At 71.1% G+C, this 17,817-nt stretch carries 15 protein-coding genes, 1 tRNA gene and 1 pseudogene; 5 read left to right on the top strand and 12 right to left on the bottom strand.

Annotated elements, in window-relative coordinates:
- Positions 1-17 precede the first annotated feature (17 nt).
- Positions 18-788, bottom strand: coding sequence for an ABC transporter ATP-binding protein (locus tag ACFVXA_RS27200; RefSeq protein ID WP_362028342.1), 771 nt, complete (start codon positions 786-788; stop codon positions 18-20).
- A gap of 426 nt (positions 789-1,214) precedes the next feature.
- On the opposite strand from ACFVXA_RS27200, the gene ACFVXA_RS27195 reads away from it, so the two are divergent.
- From ACFVXA_RS27195 to ACFVXA_RS27185, 3 genes are all read left to right on the top strand, one after another.
- A tRNA-Leu gene (locus ACFVXA_RS27195) sits at positions 1,215-1,297 on the top strand.
- 333 nt (positions 1,298-1,630) lie between these two features.
- Positions 1,631-2,806: a 4-hydroxybenzoate 3-monooxygenase gene (locus ACFVXA_RS27190; protein WP_390027099.1), complete on the top strand. Its 1,176-nt coding sequence runs from the start codon at positions 1,631-1,633 to the stop codon at positions 2,804-2,806.
- Between the two features lie 219 nt (positions 2,807-3,025).
- A complete protein-coding gene (locus ACFVXA_RS27185) occupies positions 3,026-3,925 on the top strand; it encodes a Bax inhibitor-1/YccA family protein (RefSeq protein ID WP_383741874.1) in 900 nt (299 codons plus the stop codon).
- A gap of 110 nt (positions 3,926-4,035) precedes the next feature.
- On the opposite strand, the gene ACFVXA_RS27180 is transcribed toward ACFVXA_RS27185, so the two are convergent.
- The gene (locus ACFVXA_RS27180; RefSeq protein ID WP_362028336.1) at positions 4,036-4,266 is read right to left on the bottom strand and encodes a DUF4287 domain-containing protein; all 231 of its coding nucleotides are present in this window, start codon (positions 4,264-4,266) and stop codon (positions 4,036-4,038) included.
- Positions 4,267-4,370: 104 nt separating this feature from the next.
- Here ACFVXA_RS27180 and ACFVXA_RS27175 point away from each other — a divergent pair, with 104 nt between their 5' ends.
- Positions 4,371-4,682: a hypothetical protein gene (locus ACFVXA_RS27175; protein WP_362028333.1), complete on the top strand. Its 312-nt coding sequence runs from the start codon at positions 4,371-4,373 to the stop codon at positions 4,680-4,682.
- Positions 4,683-4,934: 252 nt separating this feature from the next.
- On the opposite strand, the gene ACFVXA_RS27170 is transcribed toward ACFVXA_RS27175, so the two are convergent.
- The 3 genes from ACFVXA_RS27170 to ACFVXA_RS27160 all read right to left on the bottom strand — a co-directional run bounded on the left by ACFVXA_RS27170 (position 4,935) and on the right by ACFVXA_RS27160 (position 8,656).
- Positions 4,935-5,750 (bottom strand): hypothetical protein, encoded by an 816-nt coding sequence (locus ACFVXA_RS27170; RefSeq protein WP_362028330.1) that lies wholly within the window; start codon positions 5,748-5,750, stop codon positions 4,935-4,937.
- Positions 5,751-6,034: 284 nt separating this feature from the next.
- Positions 6,035-7,255, bottom strand: a complete 1,221-nt coding sequence (locus ACFVXA_RS27165) for an acetyl-CoA C-acetyltransferase (protein ID WP_362028328.1) — start codon at positions 7,253-7,255, stop codon at positions 6,035-6,037.
- A 381-nt stretch (positions 7,256-7,636) separates the two neighbouring features.
- The gene (locus ACFVXA_RS27160) at positions 7,637-8,656 is read right to left on the bottom strand and encodes an SGNH/GDSL hydrolase family protein (protein ID WP_362028325.1); all 1,020 of its coding nucleotides are present in this window, start codon (positions 8,654-8,656) and stop codon (positions 7,637-7,639) included.
- A gap of 142 nt (positions 8,657-8,798) precedes the next feature.
- Here ACFVXA_RS27160 and ACFVXA_RS27155 point away from each other — a divergent pair, with 142 nt between their 5' ends.
- Positions 8,799-10,193, top strand: a complete 1,395-nt coding sequence (locus ACFVXA_RS27155; RefSeq protein ID WP_362028322.1) for a cystathionine beta-synthase — start codon at positions 8,799-8,801, stop codon at positions 10,191-10,193.
- Between the two features lie 542 nt (positions 10,194-10,735).
- Here the strand turns inward: ACFVXA_RS27155 and ACFVXA_RS27150 are convergent.
- The 7 genes and pseudogenes from ACFVXA_RS27150 to ACFVXA_RS27120 all read right to left on the bottom strand — a co-directional run bounded on the left by ACFVXA_RS27150 (position 10,736) and on the right by ACFVXA_RS27120 (position 17,805).
- Positions 10,736-11,173, bottom strand: a complete 438-nt coding sequence (locus ACFVXA_RS27150) for a hypothetical protein (protein ID WP_362028319.1) — start codon at positions 11,171-11,173, stop codon at positions 10,736-10,738.
- 10 nt (positions 11,174-11,183) lie between these two features.
- Positions 11,184-12,728, bottom strand: coding sequence for a SulP family inorganic anion transporter (locus ACFVXA_RS27145; RefSeq protein WP_390027096.1), 1,545 nt, complete (start codon positions 12,726-12,728; stop codon positions 11,184-11,186).
- A gap of 249 nt (positions 12,729-12,977) precedes the next feature.
- Positions 12,978-13,706, bottom strand: a complete 729-nt coding sequence (locus tag ACFVXA_RS27140; protein ID WP_390027093.1) for a carbonic anhydrase — start codon at positions 13,704-13,706, stop codon at positions 12,978-12,980.
- 121 nt (positions 13,707-13,827) lie between these two features.
- Positions 13,828-14,289, bottom strand: a pseudogene (locus ACFVXA_RS27135) (cytosine permease); the annotation flags it as partial.
- A 176-nt stretch (positions 14,290-14,465) separates the two neighbouring features.
- Positions 14,466-15,302 carry an ABC transporter permease gene (locus tag ACFVXA_RS27130; RefSeq protein WP_390027089.1) on the bottom strand — a complete coding sequence of 279 codons (837 nt, stop codon included), beginning with the start codon at positions 15,300-15,302 and terminating at the stop codon, positions 14,466-14,468.
- Positions 15,299-16,861 carry an ABC transporter permease subunit gene (locus ACFVXA_RS27125; protein ID WP_383903721.1) on the bottom strand — a complete coding sequence of 521 codons (1,563 nt, stop codon included), beginning with the start codon at positions 16,859-16,861 and terminating at the stop codon, positions 15,299-15,301. Before ACFVXA_RS27125 ends, ACFVXA_RS27130 begins: the two co-directional genes overlap by 4 nt.
- Complete coding sequence (locus ACFVXA_RS27120; protein ID WP_390027086.1) at positions 16,858-17,805, bottom strand: ATP-binding cassette domain-containing protein; 948 nt, start codon at positions 17,803-17,805, stop codon at positions 16,858-16,860. Before ACFVXA_RS27120 ends, ACFVXA_RS27125 begins: the two co-directional genes overlap by 4 nt.
- Positions 17,806-17,817: the final 12 nt, after the last annotated feature.

The raw sequence follows: 17,817 nt of genomic DNA, 5'->3' as shown, positions 1-17,817 counted from the left end.
GGACCGGGGGCCGGGCGTCAGCTCGTGCGGCCCTTGCCGTCGAACTGCTTCATCCGGTCCAGGACCGAGTCGGCGGTCGGCTCGTACACCTCGTCGACGATGCGTCCGTCCGCGAGGAAGACGACACGGTCCGCGTACGCCGCCGCGACCGGGTCGTGGGTCACCATCACCACGGTCTGCCCCAACTCCCGTACGGAGTTGCGCAGGAAGCCCAGCACCTCCGCGCCCGAGCGGGAGTCGAGGTTTCCGGTCGGCTCGTCGCCGAAGATGATGTCCGGGCGGGAGGCGAGGGCGCGGGCCACGGCGACGCGCTGCTGCTGGCCGCCGGAGAGCTGGGAGGGCCGGTGGCCGAGACGGTCGGCGAGGCCGATCATCTTGATGACCGTGTCCAGCCACTGCTTGTCCGCCTTGCGGCCGGCGATGTCCATCGGGAGGGTGATGTTCTCCAGGGCCGTCAGGGTCGGCAGCAGGTTGAACGCCTGGAAGATGAAGCCGATCTTGTCCCGGCGGAGCTTGGTGAGCTGCTTGTCCTTGAGGGAGCCCAGCTCGGTCTCGCCGATCCGGACGGAGCCGCTGCTGAAGGTGTCCAGTCCCGCCACGCAGTGCATCAGCGTCGACTTGCCGGAACCGGAGGGGCCCATGATCGCGGTGAACTCGGCCTGGCGGAAGTCGACGGAGACCCGGTCGAGGGCGACCACCTGGGTCTCACCCTGCCCGTAGACCTTGGACAGTTCCGTGGCGCGGGCGGCCACGGAGGTGGTGCGGCCGGCGAGGGGGGTGGTGGTCACGGGAGGGTGCTCCTGTCGGGACGACGACGTTTCTGGGACGTGTTCCATCGTCCGGGCCGATTCGCTCGATGGAGTCAGCCGCTGTTCTGGTTCCGGGGGCAGCCTTCGGGCGGACCGGGAGCGGTCATGTCATACCTGGGGATGACGGGGGTCCCCTGACGGGGCTCCGGGTAAGGCGTCCCTGTGAACTTTCTGAGTACCCGTCGGTCCGGCCTCATGGGGCCGTTCGTTCGGACGGTGAAATTCCGTCATTCCGTATACGCCGCCGCGGGCCGTCCGAAAGGCTGTTGGCAAGTGCGGATGGCCCGTACCGAGGGCTGATGCTCCCTCAGACGTCAATAAAATAAGACAACATCGGGCCGCCCGTCCGCTGTTCGGGGGATGCGTCCCGATAGGCTCGGAACCTCGATGCGGAGCCCATGGCCTGCCCGGATGGTGGAATGCAGACACGGCGAGCTTAAACCTCGCTGCCCCTCGCGGGCGTACCGGTTCAAGTCCGGTTCCGGGCACCTCCCGCTGGAAGGCGGCAAACCTGGCGCAGCGGCCGGTGGGCGCCGTACCTCTTTCGGGGCCACGGGAACACCAGGGAACGCATCGCCCATATCACTCCCTTTCGCATGCGTGCGCCCCGAAGGCGAAGCGGCCGCCGCAGGCCGGCCGGGCCGGCCGGGACGCCGGGAGGCGGGCGCCTGACGCCCCGTTCGGCCGGTTGCAGAACTCACTCAGCCTGGAGAGGGCCATCCCCGGCCGTTGACAGGGGGCGCGTGCGAGTCGAGACTTCTTCGAGGGAAGGGTGAAGGAAAGTTCACTGGGCGAACAAGGGAACGCGAAGGGGCGTGCCGATGCGTAGCACTGTCGGGATCATCGGGGCCGGGCCGGCCGGGCTGCTGCTGGCGCGGCTGTTGCACAACGCGGGGATCGAGTCCGTCGTGCTGGAGAGCCGGGACCGGGCGTATGTGGAGCAGCGGCAGCGGGCCGGGATCCTGGAGCAGGGGACCGTGGACGTGCTGCGGGCCGCCGGAGCCGCGGAGCGGATGGACCGGGAGGGGCTGCGGCACGACGGGATCGAGCTGCGGTTCGCGGGCGGGCGGCATCGCGTCGACTTCCCGGCGCTGACCGGCGGGCGCTCCGTGATGGTGTACGCGCAGACCGAGGTGTGCAAGGACCTGATCGCCCTTCAGCTCAAGGAAGGCGGGCCGCTGCTCTTCGAGGCCGAGGCGCTCGCGGTCGAGGCCGCCGAGAGCGAGCGGCCGCGCATCCGGTTCACCTACGAGGGGCGCGAGGACGTGCTCACGTGCGACTACGTCGTCGGATGCGACGGCTTCTGGGGTGTCGCGCGCAAGGCCGTGCCCGCCGAACTCTCCCGCGTGTTCGAACGGACGTACCCCTTCGGCTGGCTCGGCATCCTCGCCGACGTCCCGCCCTCGCACGACGAGCTCGTCTACGCCCGCCACGACCGCGGCTTCGCCCTGCTGAGCATGCGCTCGCCCGCCGTGTCCCGCCTCTACCTCCAGGTGCCGCAGGGCACGGACGCCCAGGCGTGGAGCGACGAGGAGATCTGGGACGAGCTGGAGCGGCGCTTCGCGACCGATGACGACTGGCGGCTCGAACGGGGCTCGATCACCTCCAAGACGGTGACCCCCATGCGCAGTTACGTCCACGAGCCGATGCGGCACGGGCGGGTCTTCCTCGCCGGGGACGCCGCCCACATCGTGCCGCCGACCGGAGCCAAAGGGCTCAACCTCGCCGTCGGCGACGTCGTCACCTTCGCGCGGGCTCTGGCGTACGAGCGGGAGACCGGTTCGGACGAGCTGCTCGACGCCTATTCGGCGACCTGCCTGCGCCGCGTCTGGCAGGCCGAGCGGTTCTCGTACGACATGACGACCCTGCTGCACAGCGACCCCGCCGCGACCCCCTTCGAGGAACGGCTCCAGTTGGCCCGCCTGGAGCGGATCGCGGGTTCCCGGGCGGCCGAGACCGACCTCGCGGAGGGTTACACCGGCTTCCCCCTGGAGTAACCGGAACAAGCCGGAGGAAGCCGGAATAAGAGGGGGTCAGGGCGGCTTGAGAGGGCACAAGGCCTGGTGTCACGGCTTCGTACCAGTGCGGGCAGGGCAAGAGACACACGCGTACCGTGGCACCACAAGGGAAAGATCCTCCCCAAGCAGTAGGGTCATTCCTTTGCCTACCTATTACTCTTGAGCCAAGGCCACGAAGGGTGGCCATGGAGGAGTGAAATGAGGAGCAGTAACCCGGTCTTCTCGCGACGGGGGTTCAGCCGCGACAACGGCTACGCGGGCTTCAACGCGGCGCCGCAGGCCGGGGGACCCGCTGTCGGCACCCAGGGCAACCCGTACGCCCAGGGCAACCCGTACGCCCAGCAGGGCGGCAACCCCTACGCGCAGAACCCGTACGCACAGCAGGACCTTCAGCACGGCGCTCCGCCGCAGGCCCCGGTCACCACCGGCCGGATGACGATGGACGACGTCGTCGTGCGCTCGGCCATGACGCTCGGCACGGTCACCGTCGGCGCCATCCTGGCCTGGGCCCTGCTGCCGGTGTCGTCCACCAGCTACGGCCTGGCCGTCGGATCCGCCCTCGTCGCCTTCGTGCTGGCGATGGTGCAGTCCTTCAAGCGCAAGGCCTCTCCCGCGCTGATCCTCGGGTACGCCGCCTTCGAGGGCGTCTTCCTCGGGGTCATCAGCGAGATGTACAACAGCCAGTGGTCGGGGGCGCCCTTCCAGGCGGTGCTCGGCACCATGGCGGTCGCCGGCGCGACCCTGCTCGTCTACAAGGCGGGCTGGATCCGCGTGACCGCGCGGTACGCGCGCATCGGCATGGCCATCGCCATCGCGTTCATCGTCGTTATGGCGGTCAACCTGCTGCTGGTCGCCTTCGGCGTCGCCGGCGACGGCGGGCTGCGCAGCATGGGCCCGCTCGGCGCGATTGTCGGCATCCTGGCGATCCTGATCGGCGCGTTCTTCCTGACCCTCGACTTCAAGCAGATCGAGGACGGCATCGCCTACGGCGCGCCGAAGGAAGAGGCCTGGCTGGCCGCGTTCGGGCTGACCCTGACCCTCGTGTGGATCTACGTCGAGATGCTGCGCCTGGTCGCCATCTTCAGCGGCGACGACTAGACACGCCGGTCACGGCTGGTAGTACGTGACGGAAGGGCCCGCGAACCGCCCCGGTTCGCGGGCCCTTCGTCGCTGTGTCGTCGGGTGCCTGTCATCGCGGTGGTGCGCGCTCAGAGCAGTTTGCGCGCGGCCCTCCTCATGTCGTACTCGTGAATGATCGCCTTGGCGTGGCCGTACGCGAGGTCGTGCTCGGCGCGGAGCCAGCTGACCTTCTCCTCGAAGCGGAAGAGAGCGGGGCCTTCGTCGACGGTGCGCAGCCAGTCGGAGATTTCACGACCGGTGCAGTGGGGGATGCGGGCGAGCAGATTGCGATGGGTCTCCTCGGAGAAGACTTGGGACATCGGCGCCTCCGGACGCAATGGGGATGTAAGCCGGTCCTTCACGCCACCGTGCCTGAGGGTTGGGTTGTTGGCAACAGTCCTGCCGTGGCGCGTACGCTCGCCGCGTGCTTGATACGACGCCGTTGACCCGTGCCGTGGACCACTTCGCCGACCGGTTGCGGGCCGCGCCGCAGAGCCGCCTGCAACGGGGGGCCGCCGCCGAGGCACTGGGTCTGGCCAGGGAGTTGGCACTGCGTGCCCAGCGAGTGGAGGACCCCTCCGGAGAGCCCCGGGAGATGCCCGACGCGGGCATGTTCGCGGCCGCCGATCAAATCACCGTCGCCGCGCACGATTTGGCGCTCGTACTGAAAGACGAGGAGGAACTGGCGGACGCGGTCACTCTCGTGGCGGAGGCACAGAAACGCGCCGGGGTCTGATCTTGCGATCGACTCCGGCGCGAGGGCGTTCCATGGGTGATGCCGACGCCCCCTGAGGGGCGCGGGGAACCGCGCGACCAGCCACGACGGACTCGCGGCCGGTCAACCGTCCGTCCTCGAGCTTGCGGGCAGGTCCCTGAGTTTGCGGGGCGGGTCCCCGAGTTTGCGGGGCAGGTCCCGGCGCTTGCGGGACAAGCCCCCGAGCTTGCGGGACAGGCCCCCGCGCTCGCGGGAAGTTCCCGCCCGCCGCCGCTACAGCGACGCTATGACGCGGTCCGCCAGGATGTAGACGTTCTCCTCGCCGCAGGCGAACGTCAGGGCGTACGCGCCCGAGACGCCGGAGCCGCCGAGCAGGAACGGGGTCTCGCCGGCGCGCAGGGCGGCGGCCAGTCGCTCCGCGGTCTCGCGGTGGCCCGGGGTCATGCACAGGGTCGTACCGTCGGCGAAGACGTAGACGTCGAGGGTGCCCAGTGGGCCGGGGCGGACGTCGGCCAGCTCGGTGCCGGACTCGGCGAGTTCCTCCAGGCAGGCCACCGTGCGCTCATGGTCGTTCACGACAGGTGACTGGACCGGTACGAAGTCCGGGTGAGAGGGGTGCCGGCGGCGGGCGGCGGCCAGTTCGGGCGAGTCTCCCCCGAGGGCTTCGTCCAGCGGGGTGCCGCCGGCGAACTCCTCGGCCTCCAGGCCGGCCTCGGTCACCGGCTCCAGGGGCTCCAGGCCCACGAAGTCCGACGGGCGCGGCATGAACAGCTCGCTGTCGGGCAGGCCGAGCAGCGAGGGCGCGTCCGAGGCGTCACGCGCCTCCTGGGCCGCCCAGAAAGCCCGGGCCTCGGCGAGCTCCCGCTCCCGCTCCTCGGCGAGCGCCTCGGCCACGGCGGCGCGTATCTCATCCGTGTCGGCGGCCGCGCGGGCAGCCGGGACCAGACCGCGTGCGGCGGTCATGGCGCGGCTCTCGGCCAGTTCGGTGTGCAGGGCCGCGACCTGCCTGCGCAGACCCTGCAGGGTGCGCAGAACGGCGACGCCCACGGCCGCGGTCGCGGCGGTGGTGAGCAGCAAAGCAATCGGCATGGCGCTCACTGACGTACTCCCGGTTCAAAGTCGACCCCCGACTTCCTACATCAGCTTGAAGGGCGGACTATCCAACTGTCAGTGCGTAACGTCACGAAAGGGACAGGACTTTGGCCCTGATGTTTACTTGCGCAACTGCTCTGACCTGCGTAAATCCCTCTCCCGAGGGAGATAGGTCACATCTTGGGGCGGATTGGATCACAAATCGGCCCGGAACCCCGGTGGTTACCGGGTTCCGGGCCGATTCGGTCACGCAGGGTTCAACTCCGGTGACAGCTACGGAACTAGCTCAGGCGCTCGATGACCATCGCCATGCCCTGGCCGCCGCCGACGCACATCGTCTCCAGGCCGAACTGCTTGTCGTGGAACTGGAGGCTGTTGATGAGCGTGCCGGTGATGCGGGCTCCGGTCATGCCGAAGGGGTGGCCGACGGCGATCGCGCCGCCGTTCACGTTCAGCTTGTCCAGCGGGATGTTCAGGTCGCGGTAGCTCGGGATCACCTGGGCGGCGAAGGCCTCGTTGATCTCGAACAGGTCTATGTCGTCGACGGTCAGGCCGGCGCGCCGGAGGGCCTGCTTGCTGGCCTCCACCGGGCCGAGACCCATGATCTCGGGGGACAGGCCGGTGACGCCGGTCGAGACGATGCGGGCGAGCGGGGTGAGGCCGAGCTCGCGGGCCTTGGTGTCGGACATGATCACGAGGGCGGCGGCGCCGTCGTTCAGCGGGCAGCAGTTGCCGGCCGTGACGAGTCCGTCCGGGCGGAAGACGGGCTTGAGGCCCTGGACGCCTTCCAGCGACACGCCCGCGCGCGGACCGTCGTCCTTGGAGACGACCGTGCCGTCCGGGGTCGTGATCGGGGTGATCTCCCGCTCCCAGAAGCCGTTCTTGATGGCTTCCTCGGCGAGGTTCTGCGAACGGACGCCGAACTCGTCCATGTCCTGGCGGGTGACGCCCTTCAGGCGGGCCAGGTTCTCGGCGGTCTGGCCCATCGCGATGTACGCGTCCGGGATCAGGCCGTCCTCGCGCGGGTCGTGCCAGGTCGAGCCCTCCGTCTGCGCGACGGCGGCGGTGCGGGCCTCCGCCTCGGCGAAGAGGGGGTTGTGGGTGTCGGGAAGGCCGTCGGAGGTGCCCTTGACGGAGCGGGACACCATCTCCACGCCCGCGGAGATGAAGACGTCGCCCTCGCCCGCCTTGATGGCGTGCAGGGCCATCCGGGAGGTCTGGAGGGAGGAGGAACAGTAGCGGGTGACGGTGCAGCCCGGGAGGTGGTCCATGCCCATCTGCACGGCCACGATGCGGGCGAGGTTGTGGCCCTGCTCGCCGCCGGGGAGACCGCAGCCGAGCATCAGGTCGTCTATGTCCTTCGGGTCCAGCTCGGGAACCTTGGCGAGGGCGGTCTGGATGATCGTGGCGGTCAGGTCGTCGGGGCGTACGTCCTTCAGGGAGCCCTTGAAGGCGCGGCCGATCGGGGAGCGGGCGGCTGAGACGATCACGGCTTCGGGCATCACGGCTCCATTGGCGTACGGGGGTGACGGGCAGGTCTGTTGGGGAAGTTACCCGCACGTACCGTGGAGGTCACCGCTCTGGGCGTGTGACTCCGGCCGCACTTTTCTAAGCGCTTGCTTTTCCGCGCCTCCGCGCCTCCGCGCCTCCGCGCCTCCGCGCCTCCGCGCCTCCGCGCCTCCGCGCCTCCGCGCCTCCGCGCCTCCGCGCCTCCGCGCCTACCCGTCCCTTGTTCCTGGGGGCTGCCGCCCTCAGACCCCCGCATCGGCCTGAACGGCCTCGTCCTCAATCCCGGACGGGCTGAAATCCGGACGGGCTGAAATCCGGAGGGGCTGAAATGCGGCCCCTCCGGGGAGAGAAGATGCCCGCCGGACTCCCGCCGGTCAGGGGGACGGCGCCGGAGCCGGGTCCGTGGCCGGGAGCCGCCGGCGCCGGCGGCGCTTGAGGAGGGCCCAGGGCCCGCGCGGGCCGGTGGGCATGGCGGCCGTGACCTCGGTGCCGGGCTCGGACGCCGCCTCGGCCGCCGCACGGGCCACCGGCAGGAAGCCCTCCCGACGGGACACGTCCGGACGCTCCTCCTCCGCCGGCCACAGCCCCAGCGCCGCGCACACGGTGGGAAGCACCGCCATCGCCGCGGTCGCGTACCCCTCCGCCGAGGGGTGGTAGTTGTCGGGCCCGAAGAGCTCCCGCGGATTCGCCTCGAACTCGGGGCCGAGCAGGTCGCCCAGTGACACCGTGCGGCCTCCCTGCTCGACCGTACCGATCGTCTGCGCGGCGGCCAGCTGCCGCGACGCCCGCCGGGCCAGCCACCGCAGCGGCTGCTGCACCTGCTCGACCGTCCCCAGGTCGGGACACGTGCCGACCACGACCTCCGCACCGGCGGTGCGCAGCCGGCGCACCGCGGACGACAGATGCCGCACCGAGCGCGTCGGCGGCATCCGGTGTGTGACATCGTTCGCGCCGATCATGATCACGCAGATGTCGGGCACCCGCGTGGTGTCCGCGAGCGCGAGTGCCACCTGCCGGTCCAGGTCGTCCGACTGGGCCCCGGGCAGCGCCACGTTGCACAGCTCCACCGGCCGCTCGGCCACCGCCGCGAGCCCGGAGGCCAGCAGTGCGCCCGGCGTCTGGCGGGCCCGGTGCACCCCCTGGCCCGCGGCCGTGGAGTCGCCGAGCATCGTCAGACGCAGGGGCGGTTCGTCAGGACCGGTGTACGCGTACCCGTACAGTCCGTCCGCGCGCGGCGCGTGACTGTGTCCGTTGCCCACATGGCGCTTCGCCATCTGCACCTCGGCCAGTACCAGGCCGACTGCTGCCGCCCCCACCAGGCCGATCCCACCACCGCCGTACGCAGCGCCCGCCGCGATGCGCCGAGCCACCCTCGCCCTCGACAAGCTCGACATCCGTCGCCGCCACCTCCTCGTAGCCGTACAACCACTGCTTGCCCCGTGAAGCAGGTCGGCCAATCTCAACGGCGCGTGACGGTCCCCCAGGGCCTTAGGCTGACGGGACCATTCCTTTTGAAACGCAGCTCCGGAGACAACGGTGCAATTCCACGACTCGATGATCAGCCTCGTCGGCAACACCCCGCTGGTGAGGCTCAACAACGTGACCGCGGGCATCCAGGCGACCGTCCTGGCGAAGGTTGAGTACTTCAACCCCGGCGGGTCCGTGAAGGACCGCATCGCCCTGCGCATGATCGAGGCCGCGGAGGAGAGCGGCGCCCTCAAGCCCGGTGGCACGATTGTCGAGCCCACCAGTGGAAACACCGGTGTGGGCCTCGCCATCGTGGCCCAGCAGAAGGGCTACAAGTGCATCTTCGTCTGCCCGGACAAGGTCTCCACGGACAAGATCAACGTGCTGCGCGCGTACGGCGCCGAGGTCGTCGTCTGCCCGACCGCCGTCGACCCCGAGCACCCGGACTCGTACTACAACGTCTCCGACCGGCTGGTGCGCGAGACGCCCGGCGCCTGGAAGCCGGACCAGTACTCCAACCCGAACAACCCCCTGTCGCACTATCACTCCACCGGCCCCGAGCTGTGGGAGCAGACGGAGGGGAAGATCACCCATTTCGTGGCGGGTGTGGGCACCGGCGGCACCATCTCCGGGACCGGCCGCTACCTGAAGGACGCCAGTGAGGGTCGCGTCCAGGTCATCGGCGCCGACCCCGAGGGCTCTGTGTACTCCGGAGGCTCCGGGCGGCCGTATCTCGTCGAGGGTGTCGGCGAGGACTTCTGGCCGACGGCGTACGACCGGACGGTCGCCGACGAGATCGTCGCCGTGTCCGACAAGGACTCCTTCCAGATGACGCGGCGGCTCGCGAAGGAAGAGGGACTGCTGGTCGGCGGCTCCTGCGGCATGGCGGTCGTCGCCGCGCTGCGGGTGGCCGAGCGGCTCGGGCCGGACGACGTCGTGGTCGTCCTCCTCCCCGACAGCGGGCGCGGCTACCTCAGCAAGATCTTCAACGACGAGTGGATGGCCGACTACGGCTTCCTGGAGGACGCGGGCCCGAGCGCGCGCGTCGCCGACGTCCTGAACGACAAGGCCGGCGGCTCCATCCCCTCCCTCGTCCACATGCACCCGGAGGAGACGGTCGGCGAGGCCATCGAGGTGCTGCGCGAGTACGGCGTCTCGCAGATGCCGATCGTGAAGCCGGGCGCCGGTCACCCGGACGTGATGGCCGCCGAGGTCATCGGGTCGGTCGTCGAACGCGAGCTGCTCGACGCGCTGTTCACCCAGCGGGCCTCCCTGGAGGACCCGCTGGAGAAGCACATGTCGGCGCCGCTGCCGCAGGTCGGCTCGGGCGAGCCGGTCGGCGACCTGATGTCCGTGCTCGGCGGCGCCGACGCCGCGATCGTCCTCGTCGAGGGCAAGCCCACCGGCGTCGTCAGCCGCCAGGACCTGCTCTCCTTCCTCGCCAAGGGCGGCGCCAAGCAGTAGGCCGCAGCGCCGAGCGGTGGTGATCGGGTGCGCCGCGAGCGGGGGCTTCCTGCCGGGGCAGGAAGAACGTTTCCCGAAGTACCCCACCCAAGAGGGATCTTCCGGCTCTTGCGACGGGGAACTTCGCGGAAGTGGTACGAGCGCGTCACGTCCGCGCAGCACCCGCTTAACACGGGTCCGTCACATTAGTGGGTGTCGGCAGGGCGGGAGCGGCTCCCCGCCCCGGCCGACACCGAAAACGGCGCCAAGGACCTCCGGAGCGGCTCCCGGACCTCCATGGACGCCTAGGACGCGCAAGCCCGGCCCTGACCCGGCCCGCGTCCCTCGCGGGGACCGCCGTCGTCCCGCCCCCCGGTAACGGGGGTGCGGCGGTCCCCGCGCAACACGTGGAGAGGGCCCGGCACCTGTGAAGGTGCCGGGCCCTGTCTCTGCGCCGGAGCCGGCGCCGCTCTCGCGGACCCGGTCGGCTCTCGCGGACCTGGTCGCTCGCCGTCGTGGTTCACCGATCGGTGGCCACGGCATTCGTAGCTTCAAGAACAGGGTTACTCGTCCCAGTCCGAGCCCTGTGACGTGTCCTTGCGGCGGCCGAAGAAGTTCGGCGTGACGCGCGCGGCCTGGACCACGTTGACGCCCACGATGCCGCCCCAGGCGACCAGCAGGCCGGGCAGGTTCCCGACACCGCCGCCGATCGCGGAGAGCGGGATCGCGAGGACGAGCGAGACGATCCCGAAGCCGAAACGTTCGCCCCAGGAGTCGGACGACTGCGGTGAGCGCGCGCCGCGGGCCACCACCATCTGCTGTTCGGCGAGCTGGCGCCGCACCCGGCGGTCGACCGCGCCGTCGAGGCGCTGTTCGACCTTCTCCAGGAACGAGTCGACCAGCGCGGACTCGTACTCCTCGCCCAGTTCCCTGCGCGCGTGCAGGGTGGCGTCGAGTTCCTTCTTCAGTTCGGCGTCGCCGCGCGCCTCCATACCGGTCATGGTGCTCAGGTTAGGGAGCAGCGGCCCCCGTGGCACTGGGGATAGCCCCCCTGTTCGCACTGGGCTGCGCCCCCGACAGCACCCCGAGCGACTCCAGGACCTTGCGGTGACCTCGTTCGACTCCGGTGATGCGGACCTCGATGCCCCGGCCGCGCAGATCCCCCACCGCGTCCTTCAGCGCCAGCGCGCCCGTCGCGTCCACGGCGGTCAGCCCCGACATCCGCAGGTCGACCGCCGACACCCCGTGCACGTCCGCGAGGCTGCGCCGGAAACGATGGGCCGCGGCGAAGAGCAGCGGCCCGTCGAAGCGGTACGTCACCTCCGCGCATCCCGGTGCCTCGTCGGCCGCGGCGGGGGTGAGCCGACTGCCCCGTACCGCCGCGCGCAGGGCGAGCAGCACGGACACCGCGAGGCCCAGCAGCACCGCCCGCACCAGATCGAGGGCGAGCGTCGCGCACGCGGTGAGCGCCAGCACCAGCGCGTCGCCGCGCGTGGCCCGCGCCATCGCCCGTACGGCGCCCGTCTCCACCATCCGTACGGCGGTGGCGAGCAGCACCCCCGCCAGCGCGGCCAGCGGAATACGCGCCACCAGCGGGGCGGCCGCCGCGACGATCCCGGCGAGGATCACCGCGTGCGTGAGGGCGGCCAGCCGCGAGGCCGCTCCGGTACGGACGTTGACGGCCGTACGAGCGATCGCACCCGTAGCCGGTACGCCGCCGAACAGCGGGGCCGCGAGGTTGGCGATGCCCTGGCCGAAGAGCTCCTTGCCGGGGTCGTGGCGCTCACCCGGGCGCATGCCGTCCGCCACCGAGGCCGACAGCAGGGACTCCAGGGCGGCGAGGGCCGCGACCGCGGCGGCGGGCGCGAGCAGGGAGGGCACGCGGGCGGGGTCGAGGAAGGCCAGGGAAGGAGCGGGGAGGGAGGCGGGCAGGCTGCCGATCCGGGTCACGTGCAGGCCGAGCCCCTCCGCCGCGAGGGTCGCCGCCGCCACCGCGACCAGTGAGAACGGCACCCCCGGCTTCCACCGGGCGCCGGCCAGCATCACCGCCGCCGCCCCCAGCGACAGCGCGAGCGCCGCCCACTGCGGGGTCCGCTCGAACTCCTCCGCCGCCCGCGCCGCCACCGCCGCGACCTGTTCCCCGTGCGGTACGGGCACCCCCAGCGCCGACGGCACCTGCTGCAAGGCGATCACACAGGCGATGCCGACCGTGAACCCGGCGATCACCGGCGCGGGCACATAGGCCATCGCGGCCCCGGCCCGCGCGAACGCCAGTGCCAGCAGCATCACTCCCGCGATCAGCCCGACGGTCAGCACGCCGTCGGCGCCGTACTCGTGCACGATCGGCACCAGCACGACCGTCATCGCCCCCGTGGGCCCACTGACCTGCCTCGCCGATCCCCCGAACAACGCGGCCAGCGCCCCCGCGACGATCGCGGTGACCAGCCCGGACGCGGCCCCCAACCCGGAGGTCACCCCGAACCCGAGGGCGAGCGGAAGGGCCACCACGGCGACGGTGAGCCCACAGAGCAGGTCGCGCCGAGGGGCGCGCGTCATGGAACGAAAGTCGGCGGCGGAGGGCAGGACGGAGAGAGCCCGGGTGAGGGCAGGGGAGTGGTTCATCAGAGTGCGTGACTTCTTCGCGGAGTTGGGGGAGAAGCGTCCGGTGTTACCGCTGTGGGCGATCGTTGCGGGGGGAGGGGTCGATGGGGGTCCCTGGCCGAGCGGCGTCGAGAGCTGGGGGAGGGTGGGTACAGCCGACAGCGCCGGGTGCCGGGAAAGACCGGGTGCGGTGAAAGAGGGGGCTCAGGGCAGCAGGCCCACACGCCCGGTGTCGAGGTCGAAGCGGGCGGCGGCCACGGTGGCGGAGGAGAACGCCGGGTCCGCCCGGATGGCGTCCCGCACCCATGCGGCATGGGCCCGCACGGTGTGCTCCGCCCAGTCGCCTGGCATCGCCCGGGTCCGCCACGCCGCAGGAGCGATCTCGTCCACCAGCAGCCGGAGGTGCCCCGGTACCGGCGTCCCGTCCCGCAGATACGCCAGCGTCGCCGCCACCGCCCCACACCGCTCGTGCCCCAACACCAGCACCAGCGGAATGTGCAGCACCTCGACCCCGTACTGGATGGACCCGAGCACCGCCTCGTCGAGCACCTGGCCCGCGGTCCTTATGCAGAGCAGGTCCCCGAGCCCCTGGTCGAAGACCAGCTCGGGCGGCACCCGGGAGTCGACGCACCCGACGACGACAGCGAAGGGGTGCTGCTCGGCGGCGAGGACATGCCGCCGGGTGCGTCCCTCGTGCGGATGCCGGGGGTGCCCGGCGGCGTACCGCCGATTGCCCGCGAGAAGCGCGGCGAGCGCTTCCCGCGCAGTGGTCGGATGCGGATGCGGATGTGGAAGTGGGGGTGGATGTGGCAGTGGACGTGGAGGTGGTCCCGGATCCGCATCCCGATGGGGCGCGGCGGCGGCCGACACGGCCGGAGTCGTGGTGAACGCGGCGGTGGTGGCCGCCAGAAAGGCCCTGCGGTTCGAGGGCATGACGCTCCCTCAGGAGTTGTGCCTGTAGCGCCAGTTGTGCCTGAAGCGCACATTCACCGTACGCACCCGGAGAGTCACCCTGAGTGTCGGTTTAACGACACTTGGTTGATTCGTCGTCAGATCATCGCCGCGGCGATACCGGATCTTGATCGGGTACCGGCGCATACGCCGTCCGCTCCGGGATGTGCGCCGTGTTGCGCCGTGCGACCAGCCAATACAGCAGCGCCGGTACGACGAGACCCACGATCCACGAGACATCCGCACCGCCGAGCGGCGCCACGAACGGGCCCGTGCAGAAGCTCGTCGCGAGGAACGGCAGTTGGGCGAGCAGCCCCGCCGCGTACACCCCGAGCGCGTCCCAGCGCCACGCTCCGTAGCGGCCGTGGGGGTCCGACAGGGCGGGGATGTCGTATCGCTCCTTGGAGATCAGGTAGTAGTCGACCAGGTTGATCGCCGACCACGGGGTGAAGAAGGTCAGCAGGAAGAGCAGGAAGTCCTTGAAGGAGGACAGGAAGCTGTCCTTGCCGAGCAGGGCGACCGCCGTGCCGGCCACCATGATCAGGGCGATGTACGCCGCCCGGCCCTCGCACCGTGCCCGAGGCGGAAGCCGCCCGATCGGCGGCGGACAGTGGGTCCGGGTCGGCATCCTGAAGACCCGCCCGCCCGGCGTCGCTCCCGATCGGCTGGATCGTTGACCGGGTGAGGTGCCGGGCCGGGGAGGGGCCGGAAGCCACCGTGCTCGCGGACGGCTCGATTCGGCTACGCGTCGCGCCTGTGCAGCAGCAGGCTGCCGACCAGCAGCGCGGCCGCGGCCCACGTGGCGAGCACGCCCAGGCCGGCCCATGGGCCGATGGGCAGCTCGTGCAGATGGACGGTGGCTTGGATCGCGAGCCCGGCGGTCATGGGCGAGATCTGCTGGAGGTGGCGCTGCCACTCCGGGTCGTTGACCACCCCGGTGACGACCGGGAAGAGGTAGAGCAGCCCGAGCACGATCCCGATGGCGCTCGCCGCCTCCCGTACCGCGGTCGCCACGCCGAGGCCGAGCAGGGCGATGAGGACGAGGTAGAGGACCGAGCCCACGGCCGCGCGCAGGGTCGGGCCGTCGGCCAGGGACAGCGGGGCATAGCCGTGCGCTTCGGTGAATCCGTTGCCGGACAGGATGTAGCGGCCGACGAGGAGGGAGGCCAGGACAGCAACCGTCCCGGAGGCCAGGACGACCGTGGTGAGAACCGTCGCCTTGGCGGTGAGGACGGTGAGCCGGTTCGGCAACGCCGTGAACGTGGTGCGGATCATGCCGGTGCCGTACTCGCCGCTGACAGCCAGCACCGCGAAGACGGCGATGACCGCCTGCCCGACGGTGACGCCGGTCAGGGCGAGCTTGACGGCGTCCTGGCCGCACCCCGCGTCCGGGCACTTCACGGCCTTGGCGATGCCGCAGCCGACGGCCACGGTCAGCGCGACGGCGAGCAGGAGCAACCTGCCCATTTCCCCTGCGGTGCGCAGCTTTGTCCACTCCGCGCGCAGGGCGCGGCCGAAGTCCCCTCGCCATGCGCCGTCCGCCGTGCTCGTGAGTCGTGCACCGCTCAGGAGACTCATACGTCCCTCCCGCGCAGCCGCACCATGGCCAGACCGAAGGCGAGCGCGGCGTATCCGCACAGCACGGCGAGGCCGGCCCAGGGCGCCAGCGGGTAGTAGCCGGTCGACGGTTCGTACACGCTGAGCACCTGTGCGTACTGCGGCAGAGTCTGCTGGATGGCAAAGCCCGCAGCCGGGGTCACCCGCAGCAGCCACTCCGAGACGCCCGGGGGCAGTACGCCGGAGGTGGCAAGCAGGAAGGGCAGCACGATCGACGCGATGACCAGGGCGACCGCCGTGCCGCTGCGCCGCAGCAGGGCACCGACGCCGAGGGCGAGCACGGCGGCGGCCGCGCAGAGCAGGCCGGTGCCGACCATGACGCGCACTTCGGTCGCCGACGTTGCGGGGAAGACATGGAAGCCCCTGCCGAGCGCGCTGCGTTCCCCGATGGGAATGGTGATCGCGGCGGCCACCAGGCCCATGGCGAACGCGACGGCGCCGGCCACCAGCGCCTTGGCACCAAGCACCCGGCCCCGCAGGGGAGTTGCCGCCATGGTCGTACGCAGCAGACCGCGCCGGTACTCGCCAGTGATGAACACCGTGCCCACGGCGATCACCACGATCAGCCCGGCGAAGGTGCCGACAAGGAAGTTCTCGACGCAGAAGCCGACGCCCATGACGGGCCCGCCGACGACCGGTGCGATGTCACCGGCCCCGGTCACGGTGAACCCGCCGCCGTCGGTCTGGGTGAAGCCGCCCTTGGTGGTGTTCGTGTAGCTGCCGGAGGTGCCCGCGTCGCCGCCCACCTGTGTGCCGCTCCACGCCCCCTGGGACCAGTCGCCGGTGAGAGCGGGGCGGCCGAAGGTGCCGGTGGCCACGGCAGGGCTGAAGCCCGCGCCCGCCGCCGTGTCCTGCTTCGCCTCCGGTGACGTCGCGAAAAGCCCGGCCTGCACGGTGCGCGCAAGTCTCGGCAGCTTCGCATGGCCGACCTTGGTCCAGTGGGAGCCGTCGGTGGAGGTGGAACCGGTGAGACTGTCACCGGAGCGGACCAGGCGCAGCCAGCGCGGGGACTCCTGGGAGACCTTGCCGGAAGGGCCCGCCGTGTCGTGCGTGTAGTTGTACTGCATGCGTACGCCGTGGCCGCCGGTGGCCATGACCGCCGCGTACGGGGATCCCTGGGTGAGGCTTTCCTTCACGATGATCCCGGCCTTCGCCCAGGGCTGGGCGCCCTGGGCCGTCTTGCCGGTCCCGGTGTCGGCCACACCAGTCAGCGACCGCAGGGGAACGGTGAGGGCGCCGTCGCCGGTGAGCGTCTTGTGGATGAAGGAGAAGCTGTCGTTGACGGCCTCGCCGCCGGGGCCCTTCGGGTACGAGGCGGAGTCGGCGCCGCGACCGCCGGGGGCGGGGGCGGCCGTGCCGAGCAGGCCGACCAGGATCGTCACCAGGAGCGCCCCCGCCATGGCGAGGACCCAGCCGCGTACCGTACGGAACTTCGTCCACTCGGCGTGCAGCGTCCTGAGGAACCCGCTCCGCTCAGCGCGCCTCGTGGCCGGGGGGCGAGGGGTGAGGGTGGCTGTCATCGCGTGGCCTCCATCGCCGGGATGCCCCGGTACTCCACCGCGTCCCGGGTGAGCTCCATGTATGCCTCTTCGAGCGTCGCCCGATGCGTGGACACCTGGGAGAACGGCACCCCGTTCCGGGCGAGCAGGGCCACGATCTCCTCGTCGGGCAGGCCCGTGACGCCGAGGGTGTCGGGGCCGGTGGCGAGAACGGTGGCGCCCGCGCCGTGCAGGACCTGGGCGGCGCGCGGAGGCGCGGAGGTACGCAGGGTGACCCGGCCGCCGGATGCCTCGGCGAGCAGCTCGGACACGCTGGCGTCTGCGACGACCCGGCCGCGGCCGATCACCACGAGATGGTCCGCGGTGTCTTGGAGTTCGCTCATCAGGTGACTGGAGACCAGGACGGCGCGGCCCTGCCGGGCCAGCGACGAAAGGAAGCCGCGCATCCACACGATGCCGTCGGGGTCGAGGCCGTTGAACGGCTCGTCCAGCATGACGACCGGCGGGTCACCGAGCAGCGCCGCCGCGATCCCCAGGCGCTGGCGCATGCCCAGCGAGAAGCCGCCGGCCTTGCGCCGGGCCGCCGTGCCCAGGCCAACCTGATCGATGACCTCGTCCACGCGCCGGGCCGGCACGCCCTGTGAGTGGGCCAGCCACAGCAGGTGGTTACGGGCGGTGCGGCTCGGCTGCAGCGCGGAGGCGTCGAGCAGTGCCCCCAGATGCCGAAGCGGGCGACGCAGGGTACGGTATAGCACCCCGTCGACCAGGGCCTTTCCCTCCTCAGCCGCGTCAAGGCCCAGGATCACGCGCATGGTGGTGGACTTGCCCGCGCCGTTCGGGCCGACGAAGCCGGTCACCCGTCCGGGCCGCACGGTGAACGTCATTCCGTCCAGAGCCAGCTGTGGCCCGAAGCGTTTACGCAGACCGATGACCTCGATCGTCGCCTTCGTACTCTCATCGCTCATGGCCCCACCCTG

Origin of the sequence: Streptomyces sp. NPDC058246, from assembly GCF_042881985.1 — a bacterium.
Lineage (GTDB): Bacteria > Actinomycetota > Actinomycetes > Streptomycetales > Streptomycetaceae > Streptomyces.
The sequence above is the reverse complement of the archived record's forward strand: the minus strand, read 5'-3'. Positions and strand labels throughout refer to the sequence as shown.